The organism is Pseudarthrobacter cellobiosi, from assembly GCF_023913815.1.
Classification (GTDB): Bacteria; Actinomycetota; Actinomycetes; order Actinomycetales; family Micrococcaceae; genus Arthrobacter; species Arthrobacter cellobiosi.
In genome coordinates this window covers 83,869-104,788 of record NZ_JAMXBK010000014.1, presented here as the reverse complement: position 1 = coordinate 104,788, position 20,920 = coordinate 83,869, and the positions used below count along the sequence as shown (strand labels likewise).

At 65.6% G+C, this 20,920-nt stretch carries 16 protein-coding genes; 9 read left to right on the top strand and 7 right to left on the bottom strand.

The window, feature by feature from the left end:
* On the bottom strand, positions 1 to 1,503 hold a 1,503-nt coding region (locus NG701_RS01530), incomplete at its 3' end, for an excinuclease ABC subunit UvrA (protein WP_509908561.1).
* 48 nt (positions 1,504 to 1,551) lie between these two features.
* Here NG701_RS01530 and NG701_RS01525 point away from each other — a divergent pair.
* From NG701_RS01525 to NG701_RS01510, 4 genes are all read left to right on the top strand, one after another.
* A complete protein-coding gene (locus NG701_RS01525; RefSeq protein ID WP_252563834.1) occupies positions 1,552 to 2,661 on the top strand; it encodes an adenosine deaminase in 1,110 nt (369 codons plus the stop codon).
* A 240-nt stretch (positions 2,662 to 2,901) separates the two neighbouring features.
* Positions 2,902 to 3,777: a pullulanase X25 domain-containing protein gene (locus NG701_RS01520; RefSeq protein ID WP_252563832.1), complete on the top strand. Its 876-nt coding sequence runs from the start codon at positions 2,902 to 2,904 to the stop codon at positions 3,775 to 3,777.
* Between the two features lie 158 nt (positions 3,778 to 3,935).
* Positions 3,936 to 4,481 carry a YceI family protein gene (locus NG701_RS01515; RefSeq protein ID WP_252563829.1) on the top strand — a complete coding sequence of 182 codons (546 nt, stop codon included), beginning with the start codon at positions 3,936 to 3,938 and terminating at the stop codon, positions 4,479 to 4,481.
* A gap of 5 nt (positions 4,482 to 4,486) precedes the next feature.
* The gene (locus NG701_RS01510) at positions 4,487 to 4,801 is read left to right on the top strand and encodes an acylphosphatase (RefSeq protein WP_252563826.1); all 315 of its coding nucleotides are present in this window, start codon (positions 4,487 to 4,489) and stop codon (positions 4,799 to 4,801) included.
* Between the two features lie 85 nt (positions 4,802 to 4,886).
* Here the strand turns inward: NG701_RS01510 and NG701_RS01505 are convergent, their stop codons facing one another.
* The 3 genes from NG701_RS01505 to NG701_RS01495 form a co-directional block, all read right to left on the bottom strand.
* Positions 4,887 to 6,095: an MFS transporter gene (locus tag NG701_RS01505; protein WP_252563823.1), complete on the bottom strand. Its 1,209-nt coding sequence runs from the start codon at positions 6,093 to 6,095 to the stop codon at positions 4,887 to 4,889.
* 9 nt (positions 6,096 to 6,104) lie between these two features.
* A complete protein-coding gene (locus NG701_RS01500) occupies positions 6,105 to 9,857 on the bottom strand; it encodes a TM0106 family RecB-like putative nuclease (RefSeq protein WP_374208640.1) in 3,753 nt (1,250 codons plus the stop codon).
* Positions 9,858 to 9,947: 90 nt separating this feature from the next.
* Entirely contained in the window at positions 9,948 to 11,144 is a 1,197-nt protein-coding gene (locus tag NG701_RS01495; RefSeq protein WP_252563822.1) for a TerC family protein, read from the bottom strand.
* Positions 11,145 to 11,282: 138 nt separating this feature from the next.
* Between NG701_RS01495 and NG701_RS01490 the strand changes: the two genes are divergently transcribed.
* The gene (locus NG701_RS01490) at positions 11,283 to 13,583 is read left to right on the top strand and encodes an FdhF/YdeP family oxidoreductase (RefSeq protein ID WP_252563819.1); all 2,301 of its coding nucleotides are present in this window, start codon (positions 11,283 to 11,285) and stop codon (positions 13,581 to 13,583) included.
* Positions 13,584 to 13,617: 34 nt separating this feature from the next.
* Here NG701_RS01490 and NG701_RS01485 read toward each other — a convergent pair whose 3' ends face one another.
* The gene (locus NG701_RS01485; protein ID WP_252563816.1) at positions 13,618 to 13,947 is read right to left on the bottom strand and encodes a DUF6457 domain-containing protein; all 330 of its coding nucleotides are present in this window, start codon (positions 13,945 to 13,947) and stop codon (positions 13,618 to 13,620) included.
* Between the two features lie 212 nt (positions 13,948 to 14,159).
* Between NG701_RS01485 and NG701_RS01480 the strand changes: the two genes are divergently transcribed.
* A complete protein-coding gene (locus NG701_RS01480; protein ID WP_252563814.1) occupies positions 14,160 to 15,344 on the top strand; it encodes a serine hydrolase domain-containing protein in 1,185 nt (394 codons plus the stop codon).
* 225 nt (positions 15,345 to 15,569) lie between these two features.
* Here NG701_RS01480 and NG701_RS01475 read toward each other — a convergent pair whose 3' ends face one another.
* Positions 15,570 to 16,718 (bottom strand): ROK family transcriptional regulator, encoded by a 1,149-nt coding sequence (locus tag NG701_RS01475; RefSeq protein WP_252563811.1) that lies wholly within the window; start codon positions 16,716 to 16,718, stop codon positions 15,570 to 15,572.
* 298 nt (positions 16,719 to 17,016) lie between these two features.
* On the opposite strand from NG701_RS01475, the gene NG701_RS01470 reads away from it, so the two are divergent.
* The 3 genes from NG701_RS01470 to NG701_RS01460 all read left to right on the top strand — a co-directional run bounded on the left by NG701_RS01470 (position 17,017) and on the right by NG701_RS01460 (position 20,356).
* Positions 17,017 to 18,429: an ABC transporter substrate-binding protein gene (locus tag NG701_RS01470; RefSeq protein WP_252563809.1), complete on the top strand. Its 1,413-nt coding sequence runs from the start codon at positions 17,017 to 17,019 to the stop codon at positions 18,427 to 18,429.
* 77 nt (positions 18,430 to 18,506) lie between these two features.
* A complete protein-coding gene (locus NG701_RS01465; RefSeq protein WP_252563807.1) occupies positions 18,507 to 19,427 on the top strand; it encodes a carbohydrate ABC transporter permease in 921 nt (306 codons plus the stop codon).
* A complete protein-coding gene (locus NG701_RS01460; RefSeq protein ID WP_252563804.1) occupies positions 19,427 to 20,356 on the top strand; it encodes a carbohydrate ABC transporter permease in 930 nt (309 codons plus the stop codon). Before NG701_RS01465 ends, NG701_RS01460 begins: the two co-directional genes overlap by 1 nt.
* Here the strand turns inward: NG701_RS01460 and NG701_RS01455 are convergent.
* Positions 20,331 to 20,873, bottom strand: a complete 543-nt coding sequence (locus NG701_RS01455) for a Gfo/Idh/MocA family oxidoreductase (RefSeq protein ID WP_252563801.1) — start codon at positions 20,871 to 20,873, stop codon at positions 20,331 to 20,333. The two genes, NG701_RS01460 and NG701_RS01455, sit on opposite strands and share 26 nt — an antisense overlap.
* Positions 20,874 to 20,920: the final 47 nt, after the last annotated feature.

The following is a 20,920-nucleotide window of genomic DNA, read 5'->3' as shown; positions in this document are numbered from 1 at the left end:
GCCGCCGCGCGCCCCGCCGCCGCGCGCCCCGCCGCCGCGCGCCCCGCCGTCGTCGAACAGGAAGGGCCGGGTGACCGACTCCTCGATGGCCGCGAGCCCGGCAACCGGCCCGCTGTAGAGCACCTCGCCACCGCCTTCCCCGGCGCGGGGACCCACGTCCACCAGCCAGTCGGCCCGGCGGACCACGTCCATGTTGTGTTCCACCACAAACACCGAGTTACCGGAGGCCTTGAGCTGGTCCAGGACCGCCAGGAGCGGTTCGGCGTCGGCCGGATGGAGGCCGGCGGACGGTTCGTCGAGCACATAGATCACGCCGAACAGTCCCGACCGGAGCTGGGTGGCGATCCGGAGCCGCTGCATCTCACCGGGGGAAAGGGTGGGGGTGGCGCGGCCCAGCGCCAAGTATCCGAGGCCCAGATCCAGGAGAACGGTGATGCGCTGCAGGAGATCGGCCGTGATGGCCACTGCCACCTCGTTTTCCTCGCCGGAGGACTGCCGGCGTGACGCGGTTCCGGCTTCCTTCAGCCCGGCGGTGGGGCGGATGATTTCGGCCAGTTCGGCCATCGGTGCGGCGTTGAGGTCGGCGATGTTGCGGCCGGCAAAGGACACCGCAAGGGCTTCAGGCCGGAGCCCGGTGCCGCTGCAGCGCGGGCAGGGGCCGGATTCCATGAACGCCAGGACGCGCTCACGCATGGCGGCGCTCTGCGAGTCCGCCAGGGTGTGCAGGACGTAGCTTTTAGCGCTCCAGAAGCGACCCTTGTACGGCTTGGCCACGCGGTCGCGCTCGGGCGTGACTTCCACGACGGGCTGCTCGTCCGTGAACAGGATCCAGTCGCGCTGCTTCCTGGGCAGCTTCCGCCAGGGCACATCCACGTCGTAGCCCAGGTGGCTGAGGATGTCGCGGAGGTTCTTGCCCTGCCAGGCGCCGGGCCACGCTGCGACGGCACCTTCCCGGATGGTCAACGCGGGGTCCGGGACCAGGGATTCCTCGCTGACGGTGTGCGCGACTCCCAGCCCGTGGCATTCAAGGCATGCGCCGGCCGCTGTATTCGGCGAAAACGCGTCGGAGTCCAGCTGATCGGCGCCGGCCGGGTAAGTGCCCGCCCGCGAAAACAGCATGCGGAGCGAGTTGGAGAGCGTGGTCACTGTGCCCACGGTGGAGCGGCTGCTGGGCGCGCCGCGGCGCTGTTGAAGCGCGACGGCGGGCGGCAGCCCGGAGATCATCTCCACCCTGGGATTATGGCCCTGCTGGATGAGGCGGCGTGCGTACGGGGCCACGGATTCGAAGTAGCGGCGCTGGGCTTCGGCGTAGATGGTGCCGAACGCCAGTGATGACTTTCCCGAGCCGGAGACCCCTGTGAAAGCCACGATGGAATCGCGCGGCACATCCACGTCCACGTTCCGCAGATTGTTCTCCCGCGCGCCCCGGACGCGGACGAAGCCGTCCGCCAGATGGCCGTGAGTGGGAAGGGAAGGATCGTCAGCCTGTTTAGGGTTGCGCATTGATCCGACTCTAGCCGCGAACCGGCCGGCGGGCGATATCCTGACCCGATGGACAACAACCGGGACACTGCCGCCGATCCGCTGCCACAGACGGGACTACCAGGTACGGAAGTGCCCGGGACGGAACTTCCAGGGACTGAACCTTCGGAGACGGATCTGCCCGAGACCGACGCCGGGGCGCAGCTTCTGCCCGTGGCGGAACTGCACCTGCACATTGAGGGCACGCTGCAGCCGGAACTGATCCTCGCACTGGCCAAACGCAACGGCATCACCCTCCCGTACTCCGGCCTGGAGGAGCTCCGGGGACTGTACGAGTTCACGGACCTGCAGTCCTTCCTGGACCTCTACTACGCCAACATGGCGGTGCTGCAGACCGAACAGGACTTCGCCGACATGACCCGCGCCTACCTCGCCCGCGCCGCCGCCGCGGGGGTCCGGCACGCGGAGATCATGATGGACCCGCAGGCCCACCTGTCCCGCGGCGTCAGCCTGGAAACCTGCGTCAACGGGGTGGCGTCGGCGCTGGCCACCTCCCAGGAGGACTTCGGCATGTCCACCCTGCTGATTGCCGCATTCCTGCGGGACCAGTCCGAGGAATCCGCGCTGGAGGTCCTGGACGGACTGCTGGCCATGAATGCCCCCATCGCGGCCATCGGCTTGGATTCGGCCGAGGTGGGCAACCCGCCGGCCAAGTTTGAGCGGCTGTTCGCCAAAGGCCGCGAAGCGGGCCTGCGGCTGACCGCGCACGCAGGCGAGGAGGGGCCGCCGTCGTACATTATCGAAGCGCTGGACATCCTGGGAGCGGAACGGATCGACCACGGCATCCGCTGCATGGAGGACCCGGACCTGGTGGAGCGGCTGGTTGCGGACCGGATTCCGCTGACGGTCTGCCCCCTCTCGAACGTCCGGCTGCGCGCCGTGGACACCCTGGCGGACCATCCCTTGCCGGCCATGCTCGCCGCCGGGCTAAACGTCTCCGTGAACTCGGATGATCCGGCCTACTTCGGTGGGTACGTGGACGACAACTTTTCCCAGCTGAAGGGCGTTTTTGACCTTTCAGACTTCGACAGGTCACGGCTCGCGGCCAATTCCATCCATTCGTCGTTCGCCTCCGAGGAGCGAAAAGCAGAGCTTCTGGACGAACTGAACCGCGGGTAGCTCCGCGCGTTCCCACTCGCTACACTCGTGCCCGAGCGCGTCCGGGGAAGAGTCCGGCGATACCAGGGATTTGCGCTCCAGGGTTGAGTAAACAGCCCCTTAGCCGAGACTCCTGCCTCACTTGTGCTGTAATCCGCGTCATAGTCGGTCATGACACGCAGAGTTAACCAATTCAAGTCGCGCGATTAACAGGGTCTTGGCAGGATGCCTAGTGACAGATCGCATTATGCAAGGGGAATCATGGCAAAGTCCATCGCAGATAACACCGACCTCCGACTCAAGACTGTGCTGCACGTCCTGACCGAAGGCGTATGGTCCGGCGGTTCACTCAATGCCGGCGAGGTTCTGGCGGAAGCCACCGCGCGCGTGCCTTTCAGTGATCACGAGGCCACGCTGCTCAGCGGCGGCATTCCGCGTGGACACAAGACGCTCACGTCCGCCACGGCCAAGCTGGTCAAGGCCGGCTGGCTGGTCAAGGGCCGTTCCGGCTGGACCATCACCGATGACGGCATGCGCGCCACGGTGGCCTTCCCCGATGCGGATTCCTTCGCCACAGCGCTCGACGCCGGCACTCCGGTTCCTGCCGACGTGGCCATTCCGCCGGCGCCTGCACCCGCACCGGCAGTCAAGGCGGCTCCCGCCAAGAAAGCGCCGGCGAAGCGGACTCCCGCTAAGAAGGCCGCCGACGCCGTCGGTAAGGCCGCCAAGGCCATCGAGGACGCCGTAGAGCCCGTGGTCAAGGCCGTCCGCTCGCGCAAGGCAGCCCCTAAAACTGCGACTAAAGCAACGGCAGAAGCGCATGCCGTTGAGACTTTCCCGCAGCCCGAGGCCGTGGCGGTTGCCGGCGACTTCAACACCATCCTGGGTGCGCCGGAAAACTGGGCCCCGCAGTATGACGAGGCCCAGCTGACGCTCGATGCCCTGGACCAGCTGTGGAAGATCAGTGCCGACCTGCCCGCCGGCTCATACACCTTCAAGATCGCCCTGAACCGCTCGTGGGACGAGAACTACGGCGCGTTCGGCACGTTCGATGGCCCCAACCACGAACTGCACCACGACGGCGGCACGGTCATTATCCGCTACGACCACCGCACGCGGGACATCACCATCAACTGACCAGGCCCGCCCAGCCCGCTGAGTTTTCGTCCAGATAACGGCATCTGGGGGCGGATTTGGGGTCAGTATCTGGACAAAAACTCCGGAGTGAAGCAGTGTGGAAACCGGTCGTCCTGGCCGGTTTCCACAGCACTGTTTCCCACAAAGGAGATGCAAAAGTGACCCTACCTTCAGGCCTTACATCGGGCGTCTGGGCCCTGGACATGTCGCACAGCGAGATTGGCTTCACTGTCCGGCACGCGGGAATCAGCAAGGTCCGCGGACGTTTCACGGACGCCTCGGCCGAAGCCCGCGTTGGTGCATCCCTGGCTGACGCTTCGCTTCACGCCACGGTCAAAACGGCTAGCTTCGATTCCGGCGACGCCAACCGCGACGGGCACGTGAAGGGGGCGGACTTCTTCGATGTGGAGGAGTACCCCGAGATGACGTTCCGGGCCACCTCGGTGGAGGGCGACGGCGAGGATTACACGCTCACGGGCGATCTCACCATCCGCGGAATCACCAAGCCGGTGGAGCTGGAGGTCGAGTTCACCGGGGTAGCGGTGGACCCCTTTGGTGCCACCCGAGCAGGATTCTCCGCGGAGTGCGACATCAGCCGCAAGGAGTTCGGCCTGACCTGGAATGCCGCACTGGAAGCCGGCGGCCTGCTGGTCAGTGACAAGGTGAAGATCAACGTCGAAGCTGCGCTGGTTAAGCAGTCCTGACTGCCATGAGTTTTTCCGGGCGCCTGGATGACTCCGGCCGGGATAACGGCGATATCCGGCTCTCTGCCCGCGTCTTTGGCGTGGTGCAGGGGGTCGGATTCCGTTTCTGGACGATGGGCAAGGCCGACGAACTGGCCCTCAAGGGCGTGGTGAGGAATCTCGACGACGGCTCGGTGTCCATCGTGGCCGAGGGGCCTGAGCAGCAGATCCAAAAGCTCCTGGACTGGCTGAGGTCGGAGAAAGTCCCCGGCCGGGTGGAACGGGTGGAGGAGTCAATCTCCGCGGCCGACGGATCGTTCCGGGACTTCCGGGCCCGCTGACAGGCTCCCCGCCAGCCCCGCGCGGGAGGGGGCCACGTGGACGTTGGGGACGTTTTCGGCCCCGCGCTGAAGGCTGGGGACGTTGTTAGGCCAAACTGGATTGGCGCTCTTTCGGCCCCGGCGGGTAGGCGTGCCGCCGTCCCGCCAGGATCAGCACAAACGCGACGGCGGCCGGGATGGCGGCGGCGATCGGGATCAGGAGCGGCCCCGCGATGGTGAGGGCGGCGGCGCCGAACATCGCCCCGATCATGATCCCGATCTGGATGGTCAGCACCGTCAGCCCGTTGGCGGCGTCCCTGTACTCGCCGCCGGCGCGGAGGATGGCGGACTGGTTGTAGATCCCCATCGCGCCGATGCCTGTGCCCCAGACCAGCATCAGGACCAGCGTGACCGGGAGCGCCAAGGCCGGCAGGACGCTTCCCACCAGCGGGAGCAAGGCCAAGGACAATACGACGCCGGCGACGGTGATCAGGAGCCAGCGCCGCGGCCGGGAATCCACGGTGATGCCGGCGATCCAGATACCCACCAGCCCGGCAACTCCGAGGACACTGATGGACAGCGGGATGCTGAAGTCAGGCAGCCGGACCTCGCGCAGGAACGGCGCAATGTAGGTGAACAAGGCGAAATGGGCCATAAGCATCAGCGGCCAGGCGACGGCGACAGTCTTCACTCCCGGCTGGCCGATCGCTTTGCGCAGGGACGGGTGCGGGGCGTCGGGGATGCGCCGCACCGGGGGAAGCAGCCACACGGCCAGGAGCGCCAGCACCACCCCGGAAGCGGCCAGGACCAGGAACGCCGCGCGCCAGCCGACAATGTTGCCCAGGGCGGTGCCCACCGGGGCGCCGATAGCCAGTCCCAGGCTGTTGCCGCTGAACACGATGGCCAGTGCCTTGCCCACTTTGTGAGCGGGGACGATCCGCGCCACAAACGGGGCCATGGCGGACCACAGCAGGCCGTGCGCGATGCCGCCCACCACGCGCGAACCCATGGCCGCGCCGAAATCGGAGACGATGGCCACCAAGGCGTTGCTGGCCGCGAAGAACAGGATCAACGCGATGAGCAGGTAGTGGCGCGGGACCCGCGACAGCAGCAGGGACAAGGGGATCACGGTGACCACGATGATGGCTGCATAGCCGGCCGTCAGGTACCCGGCGGTCGCCTCGGAGACCCGGAAGTCGGCGCTGATCTGGGGCAGCAGGCCGGAGGGCAGGAGTTCGGTGGTGATGGCGGTGAAGCCGATGGCGGCAAGGACTATCAGGGCGCCGACAGGCAACCTGTTGCTCTGGGATGTCACCCCTTGAACTTACCTTGAGTCAGCGGTGAGAACACGGTTTCTCAGGGTGTTGCGCGGGCCATGGATGCCAGTGCTGAGGCCGATGAAGGCGCCAAGTTCCTCGAGCACCGCCGGTTTGGCCGGCATGTAATTCGTGAGCTCGGGGGAGCGGATGATCACGGCTCGCCACTGGCCCCGTGACACAGCCACGTTGATCCGGTTCCGGTTCAGCAGGAATTCGGCCCCGCGGGGAGCTTCGGCAACCGCAGAACAGGCCATGGACACCAGGACAACCGGCGCCTCCTGGCCCTGGAACTTGTCCACCGTGCCCACCCGGACACCCGGCAGGCCGGCGTCGTGCAGGGCCTGCCGGATCAGCTGGACCTGCGCGTTGTAGGCGGCCACCACCAGGATGTCTTCCGGGTTCAGCGGCCTGGCCGGCTTGTCGTCGCCGGGAAGCCATTTCAGCCCGATGTGCCGCTGGGCCTGACGGACCACCTCGGTAGCTTCCTCTGCGGAGGACTTGGTGTTCCCGCTGTGGTCCACAAAGACTGTTTCCACCCCGGCCGGCAGTTCCGCGAGGCTGCGGAGGGATGCCGCAGGCGCAGCTTCCAGTTTTCCGTCGTAGCTGAGGACGGACACGGCCCGGCACAGGTCCGGGTGCATGCGCCAACTGTCCGCCAGGAAGTAGCCCAGTTCGCCGGGGAGGGTGGCGTGCCCGGCAGCGAGCCAGCCCAGGGCCGACTCGTCCACGGGCTCCGGGTGCGAGCCCTGCGTGACCTGCGGCAGCTGCTGCGGGTCACCGAGGAGCAGGAGCCGCTTGGCGGCGCGGGCCACGGCCAGGGTGTTGGCCAGAGAGAACTGGCCGGCTTCGTCAATGACCAACAGGTCCAAGGATCCGGCGGGGACGGACCTGCCCGTCATGGTCCAGGCGGTGCCGCCCACCAGGCAGCCGCCGGGGGAGACGAGCAGCGCGGCGACGTCGTCGTCGGACGTGCGGTGCCACAGCACGGGATGCGGGGCCGCCAGCTTCTTCGCCACCCGCGCCGGATCCACACCGGCGGTTTCGATCGCGGTGCACAGCATGTTCTCCACCACCGCGTGGGACTGCCCCACCACCCCGATCTTCCAGCCCTGCTTCACCAGCCGGGCAATGACATGCGAGCCGACGTAGGTCTTGCCCGTCCCGGGAGGGCCCTGCACGGCAAGGTACGAATGATCGAGATCCAGCAGCGTGGCGGTGATCGCCGTGACGTAGTCCGCTGCACCGGCGACGTCCTTGCCGACGGCGGCGGGACCCGGCATCGAATGGAAGCGCGGCGGCACCTTGCGCAGGATGTCGACGCCGGGGTGTTCCGGAAGGACGGGGACCGAGGCGCCGACACTCTGGGCCAGCTCGGCCAGGGCGGCTTCGATGCTGGCGGTGCGGATCGGCTGGTCCTCGGTGAGCGCCACCGGAATATGCGGATAGGCGGGGACCTTCCCTGTTTCCCGCTCCTCGATGGTGATCATGGTCTGGCCGGCAACCCGCGGGTGGTCCTCCACAGCGGTCACCAGCGTGCCAAAGGTGAACCCGCGGCCCGTGGTGGCTCCCAGCGGATCGTCCAGGCCGTCAGGGACCGGGGAATCGTAGAGCCGGCACCAGGTGCTCCCGGGTTTGAACTCCGACCCTTCGCTCATAACTCCGGTCAGCCTCAGCGTGCGGGTGCGCATCCGGGCCGTGGGCTTTGCGAGCTCCCAGTCCGTCAGTATTTCCGCGGTATCCACCACAAACACGTTGCGGTGCTCGGACCAGTGGTCGATCTCGGACTCGGTGCGGTCGAAGTGTTCCCACCAGAACTGCTTGCGCTCGCGGCGGTGGTATCCGGTGGCCGCGGCCACCATGGCTACGGCCCGTTCGTCGCTGGTCCACGGCCGGTTGTCGGGGAGGCCGGCCAGGTAATCCTGCAGGCGGCGCTCCTCCGGTGTTGGTTCGGGTTCCGGAATTGGTGGCGGGGCAGCAACGGCGGACGACGACGGCGCCGGCTGCCCGCCGTCGTCGGCTGTTCCGTGCCTGTCCGCCGCGCGTGAGGCAGACGTCCCGCGCAGACCCAGCAGCCAGTCACGGAGGCGGAGGGTGGAGAGGCAGTCGTACTCGTTGTAGTCGGAGATGGAGGCCAGGATGTGGGCGGCCGCGGCGTCGTCGCCGTCGTCCCGGGCGGCGCAGTAACCGGCATACGCCACCACGGACGCTCCGGCGTCCTTCACGTCCCCGGAGCGGAGGTTGCTGCCCATGTACAGGGGCTCAAGCTTCTTGATGGAGTAGGAGGGCTCGGAGATCCGCAGCGAATGCCGGGCGGTGGCGTAGAGGTCCACGAGGAGGCCGTCGCGGAGCCAGTTGTCCACGATGTCCTCGCCGGCGAGGTGCGTGACGGACAGGTTCCGCAGCGCCGATTTCTCGTAGGCGGCGTAGTGGTAGACGTGCATGTCCGGGAACCTGGCGCGGCGCTCTTCGACATAGGCGAGGAAGTCCAGGAAGGCCTGCCGCTCCTCGTTGCGCGAATGCGCCCAGAAGGGCCGGAATAAGGGCTTGTCGGCGGCGTGGACGTCAGCAGCGTCACCGTCAAACACAGGTGCCTCGATGACGCCGAACAGGTACTCCAGCCCCCACTTGCTGGTGGCGGGGTCCTGCCAGAGGGGATCGCCCTCGAAGTCGAAGAAGATGTCGCCCGGGCTGGGCCGGGGAATCTCTGCCAGGGCGTTCTCCGGCAGCACCTTGAACGTGACGGTGTGCTCCTCGCCGTCCTTGGCGAAGGTGCGGGAACCGTCCGGAACGTCCCGGCCCAGCTGCATCCTGGCCTGGTCGCCGAGCCGGGCCACCGAGCCGGTGGCCTTGCTGAGCGGGAGATCCGCCAGTGCGTCGATGGTGGTGATGTGATCGGCGATGAGTTTCTTCCGCCGGAGGGTGGTCATGCCGCCCACCATCAGGAGGTCGCGGTGGGACTGGACCTGCTCGGCGCAGTAGTTGCACCGCCCGCAGAACGCGACGCCGGGCTGTTGCCACTGCACCGCCGAACCGGCCTCCCGGTGGGCGGCGGTCAGGGCACGGAAGCGGTCGCGGCGCTCGCGGAAGACCGGCAGCAGGTCCGGCAGGGAGTGGTGGCTGCGGACGTAATCGCCGTCCACCACGGCGCCCAGCACCAGCGTGACCCGGGGCGACGGGTCCAGGCCCATGCCGATGAGCTGGTCGCCGTAGGCGGCGAGTTGGAGGAGCGCGCCCACCTTGGCGTGCCGTGCCAGCTTGGTGTCCCACACCTCGTAGCGTCCAGGATTGCCGGTGCCGGCAGCCTCGTTGACGATGAAGTCGGCGTAGCCCAGGAATTCGCCGTCGAAGAAAGTTGCCTGGAAGACGACATCGGCCCCGGCGCGGAGCGCGAGTTCCGTTTCAGCGTGCTTGGCCAGCAGCTCGCCGCGCGTGTTCTCCCCGCGCTCGATCGAGTACACCCCGGCCCCGCGGCTGGCGTCCCAAGCGCCGTACTGGGCGATCAGGCCGGCCAGGACCTTGGCCTCGTGCTTGTCACCGAGCGCCCCGGCACGGCGCTGCATTTCGTCGTCGGGAAACTGCGCCTTGGGGGACCGGCCCAGTTTCTCGTCCAGGATGCGGAGCGTGCGGTACTCACATTCGCTGGCGGCCACCAGATCGCTGGCGGAAAACACTAAGTCCTGCGGCGCGCTGGGGCGGGGATCAGCGAGGCGCGGATCAACAGTACCGGGATCAGCGCTGGCTGGATCGAGCAGAAACACGGGGCCTCCCCATTGACGTGCCTGGCCGGAGGGCAGTTCCCCTGGCGCTGGTTTGAATCTAGCAAGAGGGGCTGACAATAAGGCCCCCGGCTACTCCTGTGCTGCCCGCACCTGCGCGTCGTCGTGCTCGGTGTGGGCTTTGCGGAGGAGGTCCATGAATTCGGTTTCGTTGCGGATAAGCCGTTTGTACTTCTCCGGCAGGCTGCGGATCTGGTCTTCCTCCCGGACCATCCGGGCGAAGAGCTTGTCCCGCTCCGCCATGTCCGTTTCGTAGTTGAGGTCCAGGTATTCGGTGGCGTGCCGTTTGGCGCCGGAAACCGCGTTCTTGGCCTTGCCCTTGGGGCTGAAGATCGAGGCCAGGACGGTGACCGCCAGGACGCCCAGGATCACGGTCAGGGACACGCCGGTGCTGACTTCGATGACGTTGACGTGCTCGCCGTCGTTGATGAACGGCAGGTTGTTCTCGTGCAGGGCATGCAGGATGAGCTTGACGCCGATGAAGCCGAGGATGGCGGCGAGACCGTAGGCAAGGAAGATCAGCCGGTCCAGCAGTCCGTCGATCAGGAAGAAGAGCTGACGCAGGCCCATGAGCGAGAACGCGGTGGCTGTGAAGACGATGAAGACGTTCTGCGTGAGGCCGAAGATGGCGGGGATGGAGTCCAGTGCAAACAGGATGTCGGTGCCGCCAATGGCAACCATCACCAGGAGCATCGGGGTGAGGACGCGCTTGCCGTTCTCATGGGTGAAGAGTTTGTCGCCATCGTAATGGGCCGACGCCGGGAGGTACTTTTTGGCGAGCCTGACCACCAAACCTTCGGAGTCGTCGTCGTGATTGTCCGGCTTAAGCAGGTTCCCAGCGGTGATCAGCAGGATCAGGCCAAAGATGTAGAACACCCACGCGAAGGTGTTGATCAAAGCGGCGCCAAGGAAAATGAACGCCGTCCGGGCGATCAGCGAAAACACGATGCCGAAGAGCAGCACTTTCTGCTGGTCCGCACGGGGGACCTTGAAGCTGGCCATGATGATCAGGAACACAAAGAGGTTGTCCACGGACAGGGCCTTCTCCGTGATGTACCCGGCGAAGTACTCAGTGCCCATGGTGGTGCCGCCGAACAACAGCACCCCCAGGCCAAAGAGGAGGGCGATCCCCACATAGATGGAGGACCAGATGGCCGATTCCTTGAGCGTGGGGGTGTGGGCCTTACGGACATGGAAGAAGAAATCGAAAGCCAGCAGGCCCACGATTCCCGCGATGGTCAGGGTCCAGACAAAGGGAGGGACGTCCATCAGTCCACCCTACCTAGGCGTTTGCCGTTAGTCCTGCTTGACTTGGATGACCCCCTCAGTAAGGGTGGACTGGGACCGTCACACCGCGCTGAAAACCAGTGCGCTGCCGGTGTGAGCTTGAACCAAGGAGAGTGCAACGTGGCACGCAAGAACCCGCACGTGGAAGAGGTCAACGAGGCTGACATCGAGGTCAGCGGCCACCCCAAGACGTGGGCCGCCGGCGTCCCGGGTGTCTACCACTCGTTGGAGCCGGCCGTGCAGCACATGGGTGTGGTCAGGACCGGGAAAACCCTGCTGGCGCTGAACCAGAAGGACGGTTTCGACTGCATGAGCTGCGCGTGGCCGGACCCCGGGCACCGCAAGACGTTCGAGTTCTGCGAAAACGGCGCCAAGGCTGTCACCTGGGAGGCCACCCCGGTGGTGATCGGCTCCGAATTCTGGGCCGAGAACCCGGTCGGCGACCTGCGGCAGCGGTCCGAGTACTGGCTGGGGATGCAGGGGCGACTCACCGAGCCTGTCCACAAGCCAGCGGGGCAGGACCACTACCGGCCGGTCAGCTGGGAGCAGGCTTTCACCATCGTCGCCGACAAGCTCAAAGGGCTGCCGAGCCCTGACCAGACCGCGTTCTACACCAGCGGCCGGACCTCCAACGAGGCCGCGTTCCTCTATCAGCTGTTTGTCCGGGCCTATGGGACCAACAACCTGCCGGACTGCTCCAACATGTGCCACGAGTCCTCTGGCTGGGCCATGGGCCAGACCATCGGCATTGGCAAGGCCACCATCTCCTACGATGACTTCGCCAAGGCGGACCTGATCATCGTGATGGGCCAGAACCCGGGCACCAACCACCCGCGGATGCTGACCGCCCTGGAGGAAGCCAAGGAGGCGGGAGCCAGCATAGTGGCCGTGAATCCGCTGCCGGAAGCGGGCCTGATGCGCTACAAGAACCCGCAGAAGGTCAAGGGGATCATTGGCCGCGGCACGGAGATCGCCGACCAGTTCCTGCAGGTCCGCATCGGCGGGGACATGGCCCTGCTTCAGGCCGTCTCCAAGCGGGTTCTCGACGCCGAAGCTGCGAATCCGGGCACGGTGCTGGACCACGCGTTCCTCGCCGAACACTGCCAAGGTCTGGAGGAGCTTCGCGAGCATCTGGCCCAGCTGGACGAGGCTGCCGTGCTGGCGGCCACCGGCCTGCGGACCGAGGAGATCGACGAGCTCGCGGACCGTTATCTCAGGGCGGAGAAGGTGATCATCACCTGGGCCATGGGCATCACCCAGCACAAGAAAGGTGTGGCCACCATCAAGGAGATCATCAACCTCCTGCTGCTCCGGGGCAATATCGGCAAGCCCGGCGCCGGTGCCTCTCCCATCCGCGGTCACAGCAACGTCCAGGGCGACCGCACCATGGGCATCTGGGAGCAGATGCCGCCGGCATTCTTGGACGCCCTCGGCAAGGAATTCAGCTTTGAACCGCCGCGCGAACACGGCGTCGACGCCGTCGAAACCATCAGGCAAATGCGCGACGGCGGCATCAAGGTTTTCGTGGCCATGGGCGGTAACTTCGTGGGAGCCATTTCGGACACCCACGCGGCGTTCGCGGCAATGGAGAACACTGAGCTGTCGGTCCAGATTTCCACCAAGCTCAACCGCTCGCACACCGTCACCGGGGCAGAGGCCCTGATTCTGCCCACGATGGGCCGCACGGAGATTGACATGCAGGAATCCGGTCCGCAGTTTGTCTCCGTGGAGGACACGGTCTGCGCGGTTCATGCCTCACGCGGGACGGTGGAGCCGGTGGCCCCGGGCCTGCTGTCCGAAGTGGCCATCGTCAGCAGGCTGGCCGAAAAAGTGGTGGGTAACTCCGTGCAGGCGGACTGGGCCGGGTTCGAGAAGGACTACGACCTCATCCGGGACCACATCTCGCACGTGGTCAGCGGCTGCGAGGACTACAACCGGAAGATCCGGCAGGACGGCGGCTTTGTGCTGCCGAACGGGCCGCGGGATTCGCGGACGTTCACCACCCCGACGGGCAAGGCCATGCTCACGGTCAACGAGCTCGAACATGTGGAGCGGCCGGCCGGAACGCTGATCCTGCAGAGCATGCGCTCGCACGACCAGTTCAACACCACCATCTACGGCAACAACGACCGCTACCGGGGTATCAAGAAGGGCCGCGAAGTGGTGTTTGTTAGCCCCGGGGACCTCGCCGAACTGGGGCTCAGCGACGGTCAGCACGTGGATATCCGCGGCGTGTACAAGGACAACGTGGAGCGCGTGCTGCGGAACTTCCGGGTGGTCTCGTACCCGACGGCGGCCGGTTGCGCGGCAGCCTACTACCCTGAGGCCAACGTGCTGGTGCCGCTGGACAGCGTGGCCGAGGGCAGCCAGACGCCGGCGTCGAAGGCAGTGATCGTCCGGCTGGAGCCGGCAGCCGGTTAGACGGTTAGGAGCGAGACCCGGCGGCCGGGGCTCCCTACTGACCGGTGTCCGCCCAGCCCCCAGCCGCCGGGCCGCCGTCGTGCCCGTCCTCGCACAGCCGGAAGGCGACGTCGGCCGCTTGGGTGACTGCCGCCGTCGACTTTTCCTTGGATCCGGCGCTGCCGTTGCCGGCGGCGAGCCCTGCGGCGTAACCCACCAGGAAAGTGGTGACCGGTGCGGCCGCATGGATCACCGAGCCGGCAGACTTCCTGGCCAGATCAAGGAGGAGTTCCTGATCCACCTCCAGGTCCAGGATCTGCAGCGCCTGGGCCAGCCGGCGGGTCCACTGGTCCAGGACCTGGGCTTCGTTCTCGTCAACAGTCATGTTAGCTCCTAGGTTGCCGGTTCGCTGCTAGTGGGCGCCAGGGGGAGTCCTTGCCCATTGCCCACGACACTACAAGGCCTGGGCGGCTGAGTCACCGGGCTGCCGCAGCGTCCTTGACACTCCCTTTAGCCCTGAGGAACATCGAAGATGCCGGTGCAGCTGGCGGTCTCTTGGGTGTTCAGTTGCTTACCGGCCCCGTGAAGGGACGTGGGATGCAGGCAGCCGTTCATGGTTTCAGTTCCTTCGGCCTTGCGGCCGGCGTGGCAGCGGCCGTGCTGGTGGCCTCGCTCGCAGGCTGCACCAGCGCCCCGGATCCGCCAGATCAGCAGTCCCCGACCCTTCAATCCTCTCCGGCGACGGCGACGGCCCCGAAGACGCGGGCTTTTGTTGCCGCGCTGGAAAGGTACAGCGCGGAAATGCGCGCGGCAGGAGCGACGGCCGTCATCATCCAGCTGAAGTCAAGGCTGGGCGAATGGTCCTCGGCCGAAGGCGTCCGCAGCCTCGAAAACCAGGAGCCCGTGCAGCTGACCGACCAGACCCATATCGGCGACATCACCATGACCATGGTGGCGGTGTCGGTCATGAAGCTGGTGGAGGAAGGGAAAGTCCAGTTGGATGACCCCATCCAGAAGTACCTGCCGGACTTCGAGAGCATCATCAAGCCGCCTGGACCCATCACCATCCGCAGCCTGCTCAGCCACCGGTCCGGGATGCCCCACTACTGGGATAGTCCCATCGACATAGGGAACAGGCGCTTTACCCATGAGGAGCGTCTGTCCTTCGTTGCGGCCATGTCGTGGACCGGCGGATCGGGCAGTCGTTACTACTACTCGAACACCAATTATTCAGCGCTCGCGCTCCTCGTCGAGAAGCTGCGGGGCAAGGACATCGGAGCGGTCATTCACGACGACAACGTGGTGCCGTTGGCGCTGCAGGACACCCTGATGACGGGGGAGGAGCCGGGCCCGCAGCGGATGGTCCACGGCTACACCAGGGAAAATGGCGAGCTGTTTGACAACACGCTGGCTCCGTTCCACGCAGGTTCCCCCGATACGGGGATGATTTCCACGGTCCCCGAACTCAACACCTATTTCGCCGCCCTGCAGAAAGGGACCCTGCTGACGCTCCAAAGCGTGCAGGAGATGCATCATCCAAAGTACGAAACATTCGGCCTTGGTCTCGTCAGACGGTATGACGAGTGCTCCAACAATGACTACTTCGGCCATGTCGGGGTGGTGCGGGGATACGCGGCGCTGGCGCTGATCAGCGCGGACGGGTCCCGTCAGGTGGCCATGGCGGTGTCCCGTGCACCCGCCCCTGACCTGATTGGTTTCGATGACGAGCGGTCGCTCGAGATGGCCGGCGTGGCGCTGGAAGCGCTCAACCTGGCCTGTTAGCCGGCGGAAAGCCGGCGACGAAATAAGACGGGGGTACCGAGGTTAGGCTGTACCGGAAGCCGAACCGAGGAGATCCTGTGCACGATGTCACCATCCGCCACAACCCGGAGCGCCAGCGCTTCGAAGTGCTGACCGGCAGGCCACCGCGCCGGCGCACCTGGAATTCCTGAAGGCGGTCCTGGCTTCAGGCGCCGCCCAGGCGTAGCGGTCAGTTGCCGGCTGCGCTCAGCCGAGCCGGGCGTTGACCGCGGAAGCAGAGAATACTTGGTTCACCAACAGGGAGGACATCCCGCGGATTCCGGCGTCCTCGCCCAGGGCTGCAAGCCGGACGTCAAGGTGACGCGTGGCCCGGGGGAGCGACATGGGGTACAGCGTTTCGCGGATGCCGCCGATCAGCGAGGACGATGCAAGGTCTCCGGCAATGAGCAGGACTGCCGGGTTAAGCAGGCACACCACGGTGGCCATCACTTCGCCGAGCCGCCGGCCCGCCTCGTGAGTCAGCCGCATGCTGTCGACGTTTCCCGCCAGTAGCTGCTGGCGCACATCCCGCCCCGAGGAAGCCTCGATGCCCAGGCCTGCGAGCGCGCGGGCGATCGCGCCTCCGCTGGCTCCTGCGGCGAGGCAGCCGAAGGAGCCGCATTGGCACTGCAGCTCAGCGAAAGCAGGGTGGCGGACGTGGCCGATGTCGCCCGCGCCGCCGTCGACGCCCTGGTAGATCTGCCCGTCGATGACCAGCCCGGTGCCGATGCCGGTGGAAACCTTCACCAGGCACAGCGAAGTGGTGCCGGCGAACCCGGCACTGTATTCGCCCACAGCCATCGCGTCCGCGTCGTTTTCCACCAGGACCGGAACCGGGAACGCGTCCTGGATGAACTCCACTATCGGGTAGGCGTCCCATCCGGGCATGATGGGCGGTTGGCTGGGCCGGAGCGTGTGCGGATCCACCGGGCCGGGGATGGAGACGCCCACCCCCGAGACCTTCGACGCCGGCGTCTTGGACCTCTTAAGGAGTCTGTATCCCGCTTCGATGATGCCGTGCAGGACTTTCTCCGGACCGTCGTCGACCGCAATATCCAGGTGCTCATCGGCCACGATGGCCCCGCTGAGGTCGGTGAGGGCGACGCGGGTGGAGGTTGTTTCAACCGACGCTGAAATCGTGCAGGAGTGCTGGAGGTTGAAGGCCAGGTCAGTGGGGCGGCGTCCGCCGGATGGCCTGGCAGTGCCGGCCTCGCGGATCAGTTCGGCCTTCAGGAGCGCATCCACACGCTGTGCCACCGTCATGCGGGACATGCCTGTTTCTTCCTGGAGGTCCCCGCGCGTCCGGGCCTTACCCGACCGGATCAGCTGAAGGACGTCCCCTGGTCCCACGTACATCTGCGGCTCCTACGGTTGAAAGGCACTCTGGCAATCCTAGATGCTCCTGAGGTGAAGGAGGCAGAACCTGCTTGCGCCCGTGTCGATTGACTCTGCAGCTAATGCTAGACAGTTAGGCAACATTTGGATAGCCTTTAGGCACAAGTCCCGGCTTTGTGACTGCGCTCATGGCCAGGAAGTTTTTCAGCACCTGTTTGCTGGCCCGGCCGAAGCGGTCCGGGCCAGACGGAAACGGGGGCCCAGCGCGCGAATCCGCGGCACCGGTTCCGGGGCCGCCGAAGACAGGAGCATCGAAGTGATGAGAACCAGAGGCCGCTCACAAGTGGCCGTGATTGCGGCAGCGTCGCTGACCATGGCAATGCTGGCAGGCTGCACACCCAACGAAGGTTCGAATGGCGGCCAAACCACTGGCGGCACGCAGGCGATCACCGTCTGGACGGCGGACACCCTGCCGGATCGCGTCGCCAAAACGGAGGAGATCATCGCCAAGTTCACCGCCGCCACGGGCGTTCAGGTTGACCTGGTGGGCGTGCCGGAGGACCAGTTCAACCAGGTCCTGACCTCATCCGCTGCGGCCGGGGACCTCCCGGATGTCATTGGCTCCATTTCACTTGCGCAGGTCCGCACGCTCGCCGCTAATGACCTGGTGGACCCCGCAAGCAACAAGGCGGTCATCGAGAGCCTGGGCGCAAGCACGTTCTCCGAGCGGGCCCTCGAGCTGACGCGGGACGGCGACCAGCAGCTGTCGGTCCCCGACTCCTCCTGGCAGCAGCTCCTCTACTATCGGAAAGACCTCTTCGAGAAGGCCGGCATTACGGCACCGAAGACCTATGACGACATCAAGGCAGCGGCGCAAAAGCTGGACACCCCGCAGCTCGCAGGCCTTGCGGCAGCCAATAAGCCCGGCGAGGCGTTTACCCAGCAGACCTTCGAACATATTGCGCAGGGCAACGGGTGTGAAATGGTCAATGACCAGGGGGACATCACTTTTGACAGCCCCGAGTGTGTGGGTGCCCTTGAGTTCTACCGCGACATGCTGACCCAGTACTCGGTTCCGGGCGCCCAGGACGTGGACACGGTCCGCGCTTCCTACTTCGCCGGCCAGGCAGCCATGGCTATATGGTCCACCTTCATCCTGGACGAGATGGCCGGCCTGCGTGACAACGCCAAGCCCACGTGCCCGGAGTGCGTTGCCGATCCTGCCTTCCTCGCCAAGAACACGGGCGTCGTGACAGGTATCCAGGGCCCCGACGGCGAGCAGCCAGCCCAGTTCGGCGAGATTGTGTCCTGGACAGTCATGAAGGACTCTGCCTCGGATTCCGCGAAGAAGTTCGTGGAGTACTTCATGACCGAAGGCTATGTTGACTGGCTGTCCATCGCCCCCGAAGGCAGGCTTCCGGTCCGTGCGGGAACGGCGGACAAGCCGACTGAATACTCGGACAAGTGGAAGACCATGCCTGCCGGTGTGGACCGGAAAGAACCTCTGGGCAACTTCTACTCCGAGGACGTCCTCTCCATCCTTGAGCAGGGTCCGGATGACCTGAAGCGCTGGGGTATCACCCAGGGCCAGGGCGACCTGGTGGGCGCAGCCTTGGGCGAACTGCCCATCGCCAAGGCGGTCAGCGACGTCACTTCCGGCGGAGTCGATCCTGAAACCGCAGCCAAGCAGGCCGCGGAATCCCTTCGCTCCATCCAGGGTTCGCTGAAGTGAGTTCGGTCAAAAAAGACGTTCCTGCCGGGCCGGCGGCATCAGCCGCCGGCCCGCGGGGGCGCCGCCAGCTTTCACCGATGGCCAGGGAGGAGCAGCGGGCCGGACTTACCTTGCTTTCGCCCACGCTGGTCCTGGTCCTGGTCATGGTGGTTCTGCCGATCCTCTGGACCCTGGTGCTGGCGTTCCAGCGTGTGCGGATCCTGAATATCCGTGCCGCCGGCATCTTCGGCCCGTATACGGTGGCCAACTTCGACAGCGTGTTCTCAAGCAGCTTCTTCACGTCACTCGGCACTACGCTGGCCTACTCCATCTTCGGCACCGCTGGGGCGATCATCCTGGGGCTGATCGCGGCACTGGCCCTCCGGAAGCCGTTCAAGGGCAGGACGCTGATCCGCGCGTCCATGCTGATCCCTTACGTATCACCCATCGTGGCCGTGACATTTACCTGGACCACCATGCTGGATCCGCAGTTTGGCCTCATCAACTATTGGGGAAAGCGGCTGCTCGGCTGGGAGGAATCCATCCCGTTCCTCAGCGAGCGGGCCAGGGAAGTCTCCTTCCTCGGCCTGAACTTCGAAATCCCCACCGCACTGATTGCCGTTATCGTTTTTGAAATGTGGCGGTCCTTCCCGTTCGCCTTCCTGTTCCTCACTGCCCGGATCAACGCTATTCCGGACAGCCTGGAGGAGGCCGCCAGGGTGGACGGGGCAACCCCCATCCAGCGCTTTGTCCACATCATCCTTCCGCAGCTGTTGCCTACCATCGCCATGCTGTCCGTCCTGCGGTTCATCTGGACGTTCAACAGCTTTGATGACATCTACCTGCTCACCGGCGGTGGCGGCGGCACCGAAGTGGTGGCCGTGACCGTGTTCAACTTCCTGACCGCCCGTGGCGATATTGGTGCCGCGTCTGCCCAGGCGCTGGTGCTGGCCGTAATCCTCGGCCTGATGGTGGGAATCTACATCAAATTCTTCGGCAAGAAAGAGGAGGTCTCCTGATGGCTGTCCCCGTCGAAACGAGACGCCCGGCCTCCCCGTCCCGGCCCCCGGAGGGTTCGCGCTGGACGCGGGACGTGATCGAGACCAAGGTCTTCGGTGTGCTCCGCTGGGTGGTGATCGTGGGCCTGGTGCTGGTGACGCTGTTCCCGTTCTACTACATGTTTATCCTCTCCATCAGGCCCCTTGACTCGCTGCTGCGCGATCCAGGCTCGCTGGTCATTCCGTTCGGCGAACTCGATTGGGGTTCCTACCGCAACATCATGACTCCGCAGGAGGACGGCGGCCAAGGCTTCCTGAGGTTCATGGGCAACAGTGCCATGGTGGCGCTGGGAACGGTGCTGATTTCGCTGCTGGTGGCCATTCCAGGCTCCTACGCCATCAGCCGGCTGAACTTCTTCGGCCGCCGCCAGATCAGTGCGCTGTTCCTGGCCGTGTACCTGTTCCCCAGCATCCTGCTGGCCATCCCGCTGTTCACCTTCTTCACGCGGCTCGGCCTGCGCGGCCAGTTGGTGGCACTGCTCATCGTGTACGTGGCCCAGGTCATCCCGGTCACCATCTACATGCTGCGCAATTACTTCGACACCATTCCCACCAGCCTCGAGGAAGCCGCGGCCCTGGACGGCTGCAGCAGGCTCGGCGTGCTGCGCCGTATCAGCCTGCCGCTGGCCATGCCGGCTATCATTTCCAACGGCCTGTTCGTGTTCATGATCGCGTGGAACGAGTTCCTCTTCGCCCTGCTGTTCCTGGTGAACACCCGTTCCAACTGGACCGTCTCGCTGGGCCTGTCCCAGCTGGCTGGCAGCATTGAAGTGCCCACCACCGTGCTGATGGCCGGTTCGGTGATCCTCACGCTGCCCATCATCATCATCTTCTTCGCTGCTGAGCGGCTCCTCACCGAGGGCCTTACTGCCGGCGCGGAGAAAGGATGATGGCGGGCGATTCGGCCGCAAGGCCGGGCACTCCGACTACTGCACGCCGTCCTGGCCGGGCAACTGGACAACGGTATGGTGCCGCACATGCTCCGTCACTGTGGAATGTGGTCAGGGTGACATAGTCCTTGTTGCCTTCGGCGCGAACTGCCTGGACCGGTCCGGCAGCGAGTTCCATGAGGTCCAGCCGGTGCGGGCCCAGGTCGTACAGCACGCCCAACTCCTCGCGCCAGCCTTCGGTGGCTTTGCCGGCCGGGAATCCGGTGTTGAGGAATCCTCCGTCAAGGAATCCGCCGAGCAGCTCTTCGAACGTGCCGAAGGCCCGCACGCCGTGCTCTGCGGCAAGCGCCTTGGCGGTGCTCCCGCTCGCGGACCACACGCCTGCAAGTTCGGTCTCGGCGCCCGCGCTGTGCAGTGGTGCGTGCAGGGTTGCGGCCCATTGGCCGGCGCCCACCAGCCCGACTTTCACAGCCGGATTGCGGGCAGGGGATTGCCTCGTGGAGGCGTCGGTAACCATGTGATGAAGATACTGCAGATTATGCATAACATCTATGCACAAGTAGG

What these genes read in the sequence shown, in the direction of transcription:
- NG701_RS01525 (WP_252563834.1), top strand. Translation starts at nt 1,552, where the DNA reads ATGGACAACAACCGGGACACTGCCGCCGATCCGCTGCCACAGACGGGA.
- NG701_RS01520 (WP_252563832.1), top strand. Translation starts at nt 2,902, where the DNA reads ATGGCAAAGTCCATCGCAGATAACACCGACCTCCGACTCAAGACTGTG.
- NG701_RS01510 (WP_252563826.1), top strand. Translation starts at nt 4,487, where the DNA reads ATGAGTTTTTCCGGGCGCCTGGATGACTCCGGCCGGGATAACGGCGAT.
- NG701_RS01495 (WP_252563822.1), bottom strand. Translation starts at nt 11,144, where the DNA reads ATGGACGTCCCTCCCTTTGTCTGGACCCTGACCATCGCGGGAATCGTG.
- NG701_RS01485 (WP_252563816.1), bottom strand. Translation starts at nt 13,947, where the DNA reads ATGACTGTTGACGAGAACGAAGCCCAGGTCCTGGACCAGTGGACCCGC.
- NG701_RS01480 (WP_252563814.1), top strand. Translation starts at nt 14,160, where the DNA reads ATGCAGGCAGCCGTTCATGGTTTCAGTTCCTTCGGCCTTGCGGCCGGC.
- NG701_RS01475 (WP_252563811.1), bottom strand. Translation starts at nt 16,718, where the DNA reads ATGTACGTGGGACCAGGGGACGTCCTTCAGCTGATCCGGTCGGGTAAG.
- NG701_RS01470 (WP_252563809.1), top strand. Translation starts at nt 17,017, where the DNA reads ATGAGAACCAGAGGCCGCTCACAAGTGGCCGTGATTGCGGCAGCGTCG.
- NG701_RS01465 (WP_252563807.1), top strand. Translation starts at nt 18,507, where the DNA reads ATGGCCAGGGAGGAGCAGCGGGCCGGACTTACCTTGCTTTCGCCCACG.
- NG701_RS01460 (WP_252563804.1), top strand. Translation starts at nt 19,427, where the DNA reads ATGGCTGTCCCCGTCGAAACGAGACGCCCGGCCTCCCCGTCCCGGCCC.
- NG701_RS01455 (WP_252563801.1), bottom strand. Translation starts at nt 20,873, where the DNA reads ATGGTTACCGACGCCTCCACGAGGCAATCCCCTGCCCGCAATCCGGCT.